Annotated in this window: 13 protein-coding genes; 7 read left to right on the top strand and 6 right to left on the bottom strand. The window is 45.7% G+C overall.

The annotated features are described in order from the left end of the window. The first annotated feature begins 150 nt into the window (after window positions 1–150). Both fnr and uspE read left to right on the top strand, forming a co-directional pair. The gene (fnr, locus tag LDB27_RS10415) at window positions 151–903 is read left to right on the top strand and encodes a fumarate/nitrate reduction transcriptional regulator Fnr (protein WP_000611914.1); all 753 of its coding nucleotides are present in this window, start codon (window positions 151–153) and stop codon (window positions 901–903) included. Between the two features lie 150 nt (window positions 904–1,053). Next, on the top strand, window positions 1,054–2,001 hold the full coding sequence (gene uspE / locus LDB27_RS10410) for a universal stress protein UspE (protein WP_001262138.1): 948 nt from the start codon (window positions 1,054–1,056) through the stop codon (window positions 1,999–2,001). A gap of 54 nt (window positions 2,002–2,055) precedes the next feature. On the opposite strand, the gene LDB27_RS10405 is transcribed toward uspE, so the two are convergent. Continuing rightward, window positions 2,056–2,310 (bottom strand): DUF2534 family protein, encoded by a 255-nt coding sequence (locus LDB27_RS10405; protein ID WP_000605645.1) that lies wholly within the window; start codon window positions 2,308–2,310, stop codon window positions 2,056–2,058. Window positions 2,311–2,548: 238 nt separating this feature from the next. Between LDB27_RS10405 and LDB27_RS10400 the strand changes: the two genes are divergently transcribed. After that, window positions 2,549–3,580, top strand: a complete 1,032-nt coding sequence (locus LDB27_RS10400) for a mechanosensitive ion channel family protein (protein WP_000493666.1) — start codon at window positions 2,549–2,551, stop codon at window positions 3,578–3,580. Window positions 3,581–3,665: 85 nt separating this feature from the next. Here LDB27_RS10400 and LDB27_RS10395 read toward each other — a convergent pair whose 3' ends face one another. Further along, complete coding sequence (locus LDB27_RS10395) at window positions 3,666–4,268, bottom strand: helix-turn-helix domain-containing protein (protein WP_000163368.1); 603 nt, start codon at window positions 4,266–4,268, stop codon at window positions 3,666–3,668. A 43-nt stretch (window positions 4,269–4,311) separates the two neighbouring features. Between LDB27_RS10395 and LDB27_RS10390 the strand changes: the two genes are divergently transcribed. Both LDB27_RS10390 and LDB27_RS10385 read left to right on the top strand, forming a co-directional pair. Then, the gene (locus tag LDB27_RS10390) at window positions 4,312–4,998 is read left to right on the top strand and encodes a B3/4 domain-containing protein (protein WP_000097265.1); all 687 of its coding nucleotides are present in this window, start codon (window positions 4,312–4,314) and stop codon (window positions 4,996–4,998) included. A gap of 27 nt (window positions 4,999–5,025) precedes the next feature. Next, entirely contained in the window at window positions 5,026–5,364 is a 339-nt protein-coding gene (locus LDB27_RS10385; protein ID WP_000051812.1) for an antibiotic biosynthesis monooxygenase family protein, read from the top strand. Window positions 5,365–5,468: 104 nt separating this feature from the next. Here LDB27_RS10385 and LDB27_RS10380 read toward each other — a convergent pair whose 3' ends face one another. The 4 genes from LDB27_RS10380 to zirU form a co-directional block, all read right to left on the bottom strand. Then, window positions 5,469–6,026, bottom strand: coding sequence for a redoxin family protein (locus tag LDB27_RS10380; protein ID WP_001062618.1), 558 nt, complete (start codon window positions 6,024–6,026; stop codon window positions 5,469–5,471). Between the two features lie 95 nt (window positions 6,027–6,121). Beyond that, window positions 6,122–6,946: a ZirS family two-partner secretion-like system exoprotein gene (locus LDB27_RS10375; protein WP_001530194.1), complete on the bottom strand. Its 825-nt coding sequence runs from the start codon at window positions 6,944–6,946 to the stop codon at window positions 6,122–6,124. Window positions 6,947–6,972: 26 nt separating this feature from the next. After that, window positions 6,973–8,955 carry a two-partner secretion translocator ZirT gene (zirT, locus tag LDB27_RS10370; RefSeq protein ID WP_000232022.1) on the bottom strand — a complete coding sequence of 661 codons (1,983 nt, stop codon included), beginning with the start codon at window positions 8,953–8,955 and terminating at the stop codon, window positions 6,973–6,975. 74 nt (window positions 8,956–9,029) lie between these two features. Next, a complete protein-coding gene (gene zirU / locus LDB27_RS10365; RefSeq protein ID WP_000273674.1) occupies window positions 9,030–9,875 on the bottom strand; it encodes a two-partner-like secretion system exoprotein ZirU in 846 nt (281 codons plus the stop codon). Between the two features lie 291 nt (window positions 9,876–10,166). Between zirU and LDB27_RS10360 the strand changes: the two genes are divergently transcribed. Further along, window positions 10,167–11,024, top strand: coding sequence for a GyrI-like domain-containing protein (locus LDB27_RS10360; RefSeq protein ID WP_077906401.1), 858 nt, complete (start codon window positions 10,167–10,169; stop codon window positions 11,022–11,024). A 389-nt stretch (window positions 11,025–11,413) separates the two neighbouring features. Then, the gene (locus LDB27_RS10355) at window positions 11,414–12,523 is read left to right on the top strand and encodes a hypothetical protein (RefSeq protein ID WP_000275488.1); all 1,110 of its coding nucleotides are present in this window, start codon (window positions 11,414–11,416) and stop codon (window positions 12,521–12,523) included. Window positions 12,524–12,706: the final 183 nt, after the last annotated feature.

Here is a 12,706-nt window from a genome sequence, read left to right as displayed (position 1 = left end):
CAACAACAAATAAATTTCGTATTTTCAAATAGATAAAAATATTCATCAAACTTATACTTGAATTATTCCTTCTCCGGGATAGCTCAGACTTACGCGCTCACCAAAAAGATGTTAAAATTGACAAATATCAATTACGGCTTGAGCAGACCTATGATCCCGGAAAAGCGAATTATACGGCGCATTCAGTCTGGCGGTTGTGCTATCCATTGCCAGGATTGCAGTATCAGCCAGCTTTGCATCCCGTTCACACTTAACGAGCATGAGCTTGATCAGCTTGATAATATCATCGAGCGCAAAAAGCCCATTCAGAAAGGGCAAACTCTGTTTAAAGCAGGTGATGAATTGAAATCGCTCTATGCTATCCGCTCCGGAACGATTAAGAGCTACACCATTACCGAGCAAGGCGATGAGCAGATTACTGGATTCCATTTAGCAGGCGACCTGGTGGGTTTTGACGCCATTGGCAGCGGTCATCATCCGAGCTTTGCACAGGCGCTGGAAACCTCAATGGTATGTGAAATACCCTTTGAGACACTGGATGACCTGTCCGGCAAAATGCCTAACCTGCGTCAGCAAATGATGCGTCTGATGAGCGGTGAAATTAAAGGCGATCAGGATATGATCCTGTTATTGTCGAAGAAAAACGCCGAAGAACGTCTGGCTGCGTTTATTTACAACCTGTCCCGCCGCTTTGCGCAGCGTGGTTTTTCACCGCGTGAATTCCGCCTGACGATGACCCGTGGCGATATCGGCAACTATCTGGGCTTAACAGTCGAAACCATTAGCCGTCTGCTGGGGCGTTTCCAGAAAAGCGGTATGCTGGCGGTGAAAGGTAAGTATATTACTATTGAAAACAGCGATGCGCTGGCGGCCCTCGCCGGTCATACCCGCAACGTCGCTTAAACGTCAGCTAAACCATTGATGTTATCTTCTGCCATATCGTTAAATTTTTCTCATTTATTGATCTGGCAGAAGCGCTTCCTCTGTTTCATTCACCATATTTGAGTTACTCTTTAGTTACAAACTGCGATGACAGTTGTAAGGAGACCCTGTATGGCTATGTATCAAAATATGCTGGTGGTCATCGATCCCAATCAGGACGACCAACCCGCATTACGGCGAGCAGTTTATTTGCATCAACGGATTGGCGGCAAAATTAAAGCTTTCCTGCCTATTTACGATTTCTCGTATGAGATGACCACCCTGCTTTCTCCTGACGAACGCACCGCAATGCGTCAGGGCGTAATAAGTCAACGCACAGCCTGGATACGTGAGCAGGCGAAATATTATCTTGAAGCCGGTGTCCCCATTGAAATTAAAGTGGTCTGGCACAATCGTCCCTTTGAGGCCATCATCCAGGAGGTTATCGCCGGCAGTCACGATCTGGTGTTGAAAATGGCGCATCAGCACGATCGACTGGAAGCGGTCATTTTTACCCCTACCGACTGGCATTTGCTGCGTAAATGCCCAAGCCCCGTGTGGATGGTCAAAGATCAGCCGTGGCCAGAAGGCGGCAAAGCCCTGGTCGCCGTGAACCTGGCAAGCGAAGAGCCCTATCACAATGCTCTCAACGAAAAGCTGGTAAAAGAGACCTTACAATTGGCGGAGCAGGTTAATCATACCGAAGTACACCTGGTCGGCGCCTACCCCGTTACGCCAATCAATATCGCCATTGAGCTGCCGGAATTTGATCCCAGCGTGTATAACGACGCCATCAGAGGCCAGCATTTACTGGCGATGAAAGCGCTGCGCCAGAAATTCAGCATTGATGAAAAAGTTACGCATGTAGAAAAAGGCTTGCCGGAAGAAGTTATCCCGGATCTTGCCGAACATCTCCAGGCGGGGATCGTTGTGCTTGGCACCGTTGGACGTACCGGACTCTCAGCCGCGTTTCTGGGGAACACGGCCGAACAGGTCATTGACCATCTGCGCTGCGACCTGTTAGTCATTAAGCCTGATGAGTATCAAACACCGGTTGAACTGGACGACGAGGACGATTAATCCCTCTTGCGTCCTGCCGGATGGCACTGCCATCCGGCCAATACCCTATTCCTGTTACTCATCTCCGCCGAGGAAATAGATCCCCAAAGGAATCGCCAGCAGAATAGTGAACACCAGACTGTAAACGAAAATCATTGCCGACTGAATGGCATACATAGAGCTTGTCCATTCGGACAGTGGAATATGATATTGCTCAATCACACCGCCGATAGTCGCGCGCGTTACCACCGATGCCGCAACGATAAACACTGCCAGCAGGCATAACAGAAATTTTTTCCCCTTCGCCGATTTCAGCTTCATCATGATCATAGTATTGTCCTTTACAGATGGCTTTGTTACCTGATAGCAACAATATCATGACAATCACGCGATGTCTGCCCTATAAAACGTGACATTGTATTTACATAAAAAGTAAACCACTGAGATTAAAGCTAATAGCACTATTTCTTCTTTTTACTTATCGATGATCTACGCGTTTATCCTGGGTAAAATACCTGTTAATCAGGTCATTCTGAGCTGTTATCGTAGGAAGGAGCGGAAAACAATAATGTTCACTGAATTTTTTCTCAAAAACGCATTTAATCTGGCGATACTTTTCAGTTGCGGCATGGCGTTGCTGGTCGTGAGATTTTGGCTCAGCCGTAACGTACAGTGGAAGAAAGGATTCACGTTCCATGCGGCACAGTTTTTTATTTACGCGATTATTATTGGGACCATCGGGAGCATCCTGAATAATGCTATTGAAGATTATAATTTGCGTTTTATCTCTTCCGGGGTCATTGATTTTATCTGCACCTCGCTCATTGCGCTTATTCTGACGATAAAACTTTTCCTGATTATTAACCAATTTGAAAAAGCACAGGTCAATAAAGGTAGAGATGTCACCAGTACCCGTATTCTGGCACGGGTCATAAAAATAACTATTATTGTCGCGATTGTCTTATTGTATGGCGAACATTTTGGCATGAGTCTGTCCGGTCTGCTGACCTTTGGCGGTATCGGCGGTATCGCTGTTGGTATGGCGGGCAAAGATGTCCTGAGCAATTTTTTCTCCGGTATTATGCTCTATTTCGATCGCCCCTTCAGTATCGGAGACTGGATTCGTTCTCCTGATAGAAATATCGAAGGTACGGTCGCCGAAATCGGCTGGCGAATTACGCGAATTAACACATTCGACCACCGCCCGTTGTACGTGCCTAATTCCGTCTTTTCATCCATTAGCGTTGAGAATCCGGGACGGATGACCAACCGTCGAATAAAAACGGTTATTGGATTACGTTACGAAGATGCCGACAAAATTGGCCTCATTGTTGACGCTATCAGAAACATGTTGCAGGCGCACAGAGATATCGATCAGAAACAGACGCTGTTGGTCTATTTTAATGAATTCGCCGACTCTTCGCTGAATATTATGGTGTATTGCTTTACCAAAACAACAGTATGGCAGGAATGGCTTGCCGTACAGCAGGATGTTTACCTGAAAATTATTGCGATTGTCCAGGAAAACGGCGCTGACTTCGCCTTCCCAAGCCAGACGCTCTATATCGATGACCCGGAGACCGCGCCTGCGACAAAATAAAAGATAGCCGGTGCCCGATAACGCTTATCGGGCACCGAGGCTTCTCTGTCCGGATGACGGGTTGTTAGCGCCTTCCTCACGGTGATCAACGGCTCTTTTCATTCACCGTCATGGTAAATTCAAGCACCTCATTAGTGTCGTTAACGTAGGCATGAGGCATGTCGGTTCTGGCTACAGCGGAGCAGCCCTCCCGAATAATAAAGCGTCTACCGTTGACTGTTAATGTCAGTGTTCCCTGATTAACAAACAGTAATTCACAGGTGTCTGCTGGATGCCCTGCCGATTCAAACTGTTCACCAGGATGCATTATCCATTGCCAGAGTTCCAGCATATCCGGCCCGCTGGTTCCCGCCATCAGTTTTGCGCTGCCGCCTTTCTCGCCGCGCCACAACACCGGAATAGCATCCCGGTCGATAAGATGGACCATCGGCTCGCTGGCGACGTTGACAAAATCCGCCACGGACACTCCCATTGCCGCCGCGATCTTACATAATAGCGCAATGCTTGGATTGGCTTTACAGCCTTCAATTTCCACCAGCATTCCTTTACTGACGCCGGAACGCCGCGCAAGCTCATCCAGCGACATCTTTTTTTGGCTACGAAATTGTTTGATACGTTGGGAAACAGCTTCATTTATCGTGCTGACGTCGGCGCCCGCCGTGGTCGATAAGTTGACTTTTTTGGTCATTGGTCGATATCATAGAAGAAAATAGTCATTACAGGATTATGCGATGTCTTCTATGTTACCGTCAATCAGCCCGGAACTGGCCCGTATCGCTCCCGGCTTTCGTGCATTAAGTATTAATGTTATTGCCGCTCCGGTTCGCGATGCGCAGGTCGGAGAAATCGCGTTAAAAGAGGCCTGTCAGGCCGTAATCAACGGACAACCGGCGTGGGCACAGGCGCATATAGACGCCTGGAATGCAGTGTTTAAAGCATTCGGCGCAAAACCAAAGCGCACCCCCTGCTCGGCTGAAGCGCTACGAAAACGCGTGTTGAAGGATGGAACAATGGCGTCGCTGGACCCGGTTGTTGACCTTTATAACGCCGTGAGCCTGCGCTATGCCGTACCGGTAGGCGGCGAAAATAGCGCGGCTTATTGTGGATCGCCGCGGCTGGTTTTCGCAGACGGAAGTGAAACATTTGATACCCTGAAAGAAGGACAACCCGTCACCGAGTCGCCAGAACCGGGCGAAGTTATCTGGCGCGATGACAGAGGCGTCACCTGTCGGCGCTGGAACTGGCGTCAGGGAGTACGTACCCGACTAAGCGCTTCAGATAAAGCGATGTGGTTTATCCTTGAAAGCTTGCCGGAAATGCCGGTTGATGAATTGTACGCGGCAGGAAACATGCTGACTGACGGCCTTGAAAAAATGATGCCAGGTTTACGTTTTGAATCCACGTTGATGGGTGTCTGATTGATATTGCGTAACAGGAGAAATACCATGTCGCTGTTTCTGACAAGTTTTATTTTCGAAAAAAAAGAGTACGACGAAGAGTTTTATCAACTGGATGGCTGGATTGAGCGCTATACGCAGTCTATTGATGGCTATATTGGGATGGAAAGCTATACCGATGCCGCCAGCGGAAGAATGGTTAATAATTATTACTGGCAGACCCGCGAATCAATGGAGCTATTGATAAATAATTTACAGCACCAGCAGGCCAAATCACAAAGTCATAAGTGGCTTTCCGGTTACCAGACGATTATTGCAGAAATTCAGGGGTGCCATAACGTTAACCTGCCCCATCCGCTGGCATCATTTTCAGTTCCTTATGCGTGATGCAATAGTATATGTATTAAATGTGGGGGCACACAAGAGAATGCCTGCGCCCCTGCATTGCCGGTTATTCGGTTCTCTGTGCAGGGGCGTGCTGATATAAGTGATTAGTAAACAGGAAGATGAGTGATATCTCGTGGTACACTAACACGCGTAACCACATTGTTTTCATCGCACTCTATCAACGCTCTGGCAAAAATACTGAGCTCATTAATTTTCAGCCCGGAATTATCCAAAAACTGGCGGCAAGCGTAGTCAGAAAAAAAGGTTATGCCGGGATGAATATCATGTTCCCGAATAAAACGGGCCTGAGCAAATGGCGTATCCATACTCAGCACATATACCGCCCGGTTTGAGTGGCTACCCGCTGATTTAAGGCGGTCACTATAGTCTTTTACCTGCCATTCACAAACCGGCGTATCCAGTGACGGGACGACAATAATCCGCTTTTTTATCCCCGGGATACAGTAACCCGGTAATAAATTATGGCTCACCAGCCCCTTTGTGCAGGGTAATGGTTTGCCTTCAGCCAGTATACCGGGTTTGAGGGTCAGCTGCGTTTTGCCAAAGGTGACAGCGTGTTCCTGACCCAATGAGATATAATCTTGTGTTGTTGCTGGTGTCATAAAAAGTTCTCCTTTTAACGTTTGTATTATTTTAGCCATAATAATTATTTAGCAATCTACTAAAGAACCAAGTCAACATCCATAATAAGAGCAGTGAAATAAAAGCCAACCCATTATTCATTGCTGTTTTTACTCTACTTTTTTATTGTCCCGGAGATAGTAAATTTATCTTTAATCAATTCCCCAAAATATTTATATGTCAATTTCAACTCTCCATTTGAACCTCCATTATAAGTTACCGTCTGAAGATACTCTCCGGGATTACCCCCGGCTTTGATATCGCATCGACTATTCCAACTTCCTGTTGAAAAATGCCCACACTGGAGATTGAGATTAGATATGGGGTTATTATTTATATCTTTAACAATAATTTTCACAACAGCACTCTCTCCTGGCATCAGTAAAGATTTATCTGCACTAATGACAGATAAATCTTTACTCAATTTAACTATACGTTTTGTTTCAATAGAATGGAGTTCAGAAACCATCGGCACAGGCGTATATCCTGGTGCTGAGACCATATCTGTTTCGTTATAATGCTCAATTCTTATCTTCGAACCTACATTATCCTCGCTGATAACAATTTCATATTTACACGGCTTTTCACGTAGAAGCTCATGCTGTGAGTCATCTTTCTCAACGCGATAATACGTACATACTGTGGTAGCCGTTTCATTAGCTTGATATTTTTCAGAATCAAGATCACTGACTCTCCCAACCATTCTTGCTTTTAAAAGCATGCCTGGTATAGGTATATATGATTCAAAATATCCATAATACCCATTCAATTCCAACCCATAATCACTCAACGGCGAACTAGGCCTGTGCCCAACGCTCGGCGCCGTAGGAGGAGAAAACATCCCGACGGTTGCCGCGGACGTTGTCGACGTATCCGCCAAGACGCTTATCGGCGCAGCCGCCAGAAGCAGGCTATAGATAATAAGATTATGTTTCGACATACGCACTGTTGATCCTTTTTAAAACATTAATTCGCATCAGATGCTGCGGTAGAACTCTTGGCATTTTCCTTATCAGAAATAATTCTGACCCGGATATATTTATTCTGAAGCGATTCCCCATTAAGACTATAAGGAAGAAGCCAGGTGGCTTTTGTCGCCCCCGGTACGGATTGCCAGGATTTCATTTCATCCGAGATTTCCCACTGATAATTAAACGCATCAGTACAGTCCGTGTTATTTACACAAAGCGTTCTGGCTCGCATTTCTGTTCCGACGACTGGCGCAGTAACGCTTCCGTTGGCTTCTTCAGTACCCGGCGTAAAAAGCACCTCCACAGAAGTGACCTTCTGCGCAATACTGTCTGACTGCGCTTGTAGTAGTACGGTACCCTTCACCGGATGTTTATCGTCTGGTCCGCTTGCTTCAATATGTAATTTGAGCGAGCGGGCATCATCGCCGATATGGGTCACCAGAACCCGTTCAACCCAATGGCCGTCACGCTCTGAACCACCGAGCGCTTTAAATGCCAGACCCGGCATATCTGATTGATACTTAATATGACGTGGTTTGAGCGATGCCCACTCCTCTTCAGAACGCTCGCGCACGTAGTGCCACTCAATAACCTTCCCCTCTTCTCCGGCAGGAAGCGGCGTACTGATAACAAAGTTGCCGTCCTCAACCTGAACATCGTCATTGATAACATTTATCCAGGAACGGAAACTGGTCTCATCCTGTGTCACCCTTACCGGGATACGCTCGGAGGTCACGCGAGTACCCCGGCTATCAGTCACCGTTAAATAAAGGCTATACTCCTGACCGTCGGTCGCCGTCAGCGGAAGTTGTGGAAGGATAAGGCCGCTGCCCAGACTCCCCTGAAGCTGGAGTCCGGCGAGAAGCTCCGCATCACCCGACCACTCAACCTTCTCAATCGGGTAACGGCTATCTACCGTCGCCATTAATGTCACCAGCGTCCCGGACAGGCCTGACACCGGCATTGCCGTAATGCGGATTTTACTGGCCTGCTCCCGATACGCCATGACGATATCGTAATTACGATCGACAAAGGCACGCCGATTAGTCGTATTTGACGGCGCCCCAACGTTGCGGTAATCAAGCTGTTCATGTAACGGCGTACCGAAGGAATAGTTGACTCTCAGACCGCCCTCTGCCTGCGAGCCGCCGTTACCGGCGTCCCGATATCCTGCTCTGACCTCAAGCAAGGGGACAGGATTCCAGACCAGAGCCGCACCTGCGGCGCGGGGATTCCGGCTTAATGTACCGTTACCCAATAGATCAACTTTATCCCCGTAATACTGTTCATATGTCAGCTCGCCACTGAACCAGGGAAAATCGGGAAGCGTGCCTTTTGTTCGCAGATCAAAGCCATATGCCGGACGCTCATCATGTAATTCATGAACTGCTGACGTTTTCCAGCCGGTGAGAGGGAAATAATAGTTGCCGGAAAAGGCCAGACTGTCTTTATAAACTTCCCCGCCAATGCCGCCACGTAAGTGGGAATAACGGATGTCGGCATCCAGAAATGTATTGACGCCGAGCAGCCATCCATTGACCTCCTGGCGATAACCCACACCAACGTTAACATAGGTGCGGCCATCGAAACTGCTGCTGTCGTGGTCGCGAAAGCCAAGCTGGCCAAAGAGTAAAGACGATGTTGTTTCCTCGACGGGAATAAACATATCGAACTCTGATGAGCGATATTTCGCGCCATCTTCAAGATTGACGCCACCACGGAAAATAATCTCCGGAAAAGCGCTCTTCATCCCCTCGTTCACCAAATGATTAGCGGCTTGCCCTGGTAATGCCTTTATTTTTCCTTTGGCATAATCCTCCAGCGTCCCCTCCTGCAGATGCGGAGAAATAGACGATGCCGTCCCCGCAATCCACGACTGAATTTCATTATCGCTATCAGCGATGACCGGGAGTGAAATCTGACTGGTAACAATGGCCCAGATTATATATTTAGTAATGGGTTTTTTAGAAAAAACCACTTTATTGTCTCCTGCTATATCCCCCTGCCTGGCAGAGGGAGTATTTAAATAAGAGGTTTATTTAGCGATAACCATCAGCGACGGATAGCGCGTTTATTCTCCGGCGTGGCTTTCGTCGTTTTAGGCGTAACGTGGACACGGAACAGTTTATTCTGCTCAGTTCCCTTAATAATATATTTATGTTTTTCAGCGTTAGTATTATTCAGATCGGTGAACTTATCTGGTGTCCCGGCATCCGCCATCTGCCAGGTAAAATTATAATTACTGACCTCACACTCAGCCGCCGCTGTGGCGGCACATTCCAGTACCGCTTCAAGGGTGCCGCCCACCACTGGAGTGTTGGCGTCATTGGTACCGTTGAGTTCATCAGTCGGTTTACCACTTTCATTCACCACATTGATAGTGACAGAACGTAGCTTATTAGAAATTGTACCGTCTGCGGCGGAGTCGCCGCCCACGCCAGAAGATGAAGAAGTTAATAAGACAGTGGCAGGCAAGAATGCACTATCCGGCGTCCCCGTTGCCGTCTTAATCCGGTAAACGATTTTAATTTTTTTACCGCCTGCATCAGCAGGAATGGTAAAAGCCGTCCCGGTTGCCGCCGGGGTTCCAGAAGGATCGGCGGCCTCATTATCCACCAGGTACCATTTAATATCGTCGGCATTATTCATTTTATCCAGCGATAAGAGATCCCCATCCTCATCCTCAATAAAAACATCCGCTATCTGGAGGGTTGAACCGGTCGTCAGTTCCCCAGACACTTCTATCTTTTTTGCATTAGTAGTTGCCACAGGACGGTGACCAACAGAAGCAGGTGTAGCAGAAGAAGCCATATCATTGGCTCTGGTATTCGCCACCGCCTCTACTGAGACCACGGATGCACAAATCGCTAACGCTAATAAAGATTTTTTGAAGTACAAAACAATTCCCTTTTATTAAATCATTAGAAATAATTACGAGATTTATAATCTCACGAGCTAAAAATTCAGGGTTATTCAATCATTTTAACCGCCTGTGAAATTATGCCCTTCGCCATGCTAATTACTTAGCTTTACTGGCAAAAACCGATCTCCAAGTGTAAAGTTTATTCAAAAACGTCAAGCAATTTAAATATTTCTTGTTTTGCCAGAAAAGCTAACAACCCCACTAGTTTAATAACTCAGTATGTCAAATACCTTAAATGTTTATATTTTCGGCTTCAATAAAGAGGAATGATGATGAAAAAAGCCATAATAATCTCAGTATTAGAGCAAATAGAAAAAAATCTTGAAGAGAGGATTGATATTGAAAAGCTGGTTGTTATAACAGGTTATTCGCGAAGGAGTTTGCAGGATTTTTTTAAAGAAAAGTGTGGAGTCTCTATCGGAAAATATATCAGACAACGCAAGTTGAGCAGAAGCGCCACTCTGCTAAAGCTGACCTCTCAGTCGGTCACAGATATCGCGTTCAGAATGGGGTTTGATTCAGTGCAGTCCTATAGTCGAGAGTTCAAAAAAACATTTGGTGTCAATCCCAATAACTATCGCAAGGCTGATTTCTGGGATCTCAGAAACCTACGGCCTCCCTACTGGCTTGACTGTGATGAGCATTATCAGTTCGAAATTTGTCAGCTTACGTCAAAAGAAATTTTCGGATTTCAAACATCTCATCAGATCGCAACAAATGACCTTCCTAAAAAAGCGTCGCCTATAAAATGGAAAATCATTCATGAGACGCTCAGAACGTGGGGCGAAAATGTGTATTGTCTCTCGTCTTTTAAGCCGGATCATACCAATGACCAGGTCATCGCCGTAAGCAGTTTTTTTGGTATGGAACATAATTCCGTCGATGGAGGCAAAATACCCATGTCGAGGGTAATAAAATGTGGTAAATATGCAAAATTCCATTTCGTTGGTCATAAGGAAAAATATCAACAATTTTCCAATACAATATATATGTGTATATTGCCAAAACTGAATCTTATCAGGAGAGAAGGAGAAGATATTGAATACTTCCATTTGGCATCCGTCCAAAAGCAACAGAATAATGAATCCATTGTCGATCTTTATTATTATATCCCTGTACTGTAATGACTTCGTACCATCCACGTATTTCATCTGAAAAGCCTTCTCTTTTCAGAGCGGTAATAAAACTCTCAGTATTGATTCTGATAAAATAAGTGACTATTAAATAAGTTAACATTTTGAAAGGATTGAGAAAATAACTTGTTGTCACGCAACACCGGAGCCAGGTTTCTGACAGTACTGTACGGTGTAGTGATCAGGTAATATTGGCTACAGTTTACGGTAAAAGCAAAGTCCATACTTTAACTATTAATGGGAGTATGCTGGCCGGGCGGCCTGCGGGGCCTTCATACTCCCACATCTATAATGTTGGTATGATTACATTCTCTCTATACTTTCCTGTGCTAACCTTTTATCTCGTTGAGATAACGTTTAATTAAAATGTTCTCTTTTTGATGTACATTATAAGAGGAGACATTATTCATATTTTCGAAATCAGGGCAGACGATATGTATACAACCATCAGAAACTCAGCGCTAGCAATGGTAGCTTGTTTTTCGTATATCGCACATGCCAGTACCCACCCTCCTCTTATTATCACCAGGGGAGCCGGAGGAGACGCCTCCGGAGCCACAGTCATTCATGATAATTGGCGGCATGGCACTCCTGACCTGGTCAATCTTACCGATATCCCCATAGATAAAATCAGACCAGAAAAATACAGTTGCGTACTGATTATTGGGCAAGGAGCTATAAAAGAAATGCTTCTTGCGAACAATGCCTCAGCAATACTTTCCGGAAAAACTGTTGGTCTGTATACTCATCTGATCGATCAGAACACGCTCAGATTACTTCGGCAATTGCAGAACAAAGTGAGATTCAATCTCTTTTTTACCCGTTCACAGATAACTCTACTAAAACTAAGGAACATTTCAGAATATAATTTTTTGAGTTCTAAAATAAATAATGTCTGGGGACAAGACTCACTAGCAATTGAAACGGTGGCACCTGACAGGGGTAATATACCGGAAAAAGCCCTTCCCCTCAAAACAACAGATTATGTGATCTGGCTGGGTGGAAACTATACTACCTCCTTTGGTACGCAGCGTATCTTCACAAACGATCAGATTGTTGTAGCCCTGAAACCACTACATAATGTTATTTCACCAAATGCATCGATTGCTATTATGCTTTCACCACGTTTTTTTGATAATAGCATGAGTAAAGAAGCAAAAGTTAAACGACTGAAGGAAGTGCTTAACACCTTTTCGCGAAACAGGGTCACATTTTATATGAGTAAGGAGATGCTTGCTAATCTGAAAGAATTTGATTTGCCTGTTCAACTATCCCCTTCTTACGCAGAGCTGATGCGAATGCCCTGGGCCAGCGCTACCCGGCATTTTGCCTCTGTGGATCAATATAACCTGTTTGCTGATCTCATACCTAAAGTCACGCCGTTTCTTCTTGAACCGAATGATGCCGATCAAGCTCTCTATGCGACGGATTATCTTAATACCCGGCGTGTAAGTCTGACCCAAAATATTCTTAACCACGGTTGTGACTAAATAAAACGCGCAGAATCCGGGATAGTTAGCAATCCAAAACAGACCGTTAGCCATGAGTACTGTTTACCTTCAATATACAGGGAACAACCAAATAACTGACGACACAAATCAAGCTGAGACCCGGAATTCGGCTATACAGGCACTCTATTCAATTCAGGCCCAGAAACTGTCCGGTACCCATAC

Origin of the sequence: Salmonella sp. JXY0409-18 (assembly GCF_020268625.1) — a bacterium.
Classification (GTDB): Bacteria; Pseudomonadota; Gammaproteobacteria; order Enterobacterales; family Enterobacteriaceae; genus Salmonella; species Salmonella enterica.
The sequence above is the reverse complement of the archived record's forward strand: the minus strand, read 5'-3'. Positions and strand labels throughout refer to the sequence as shown.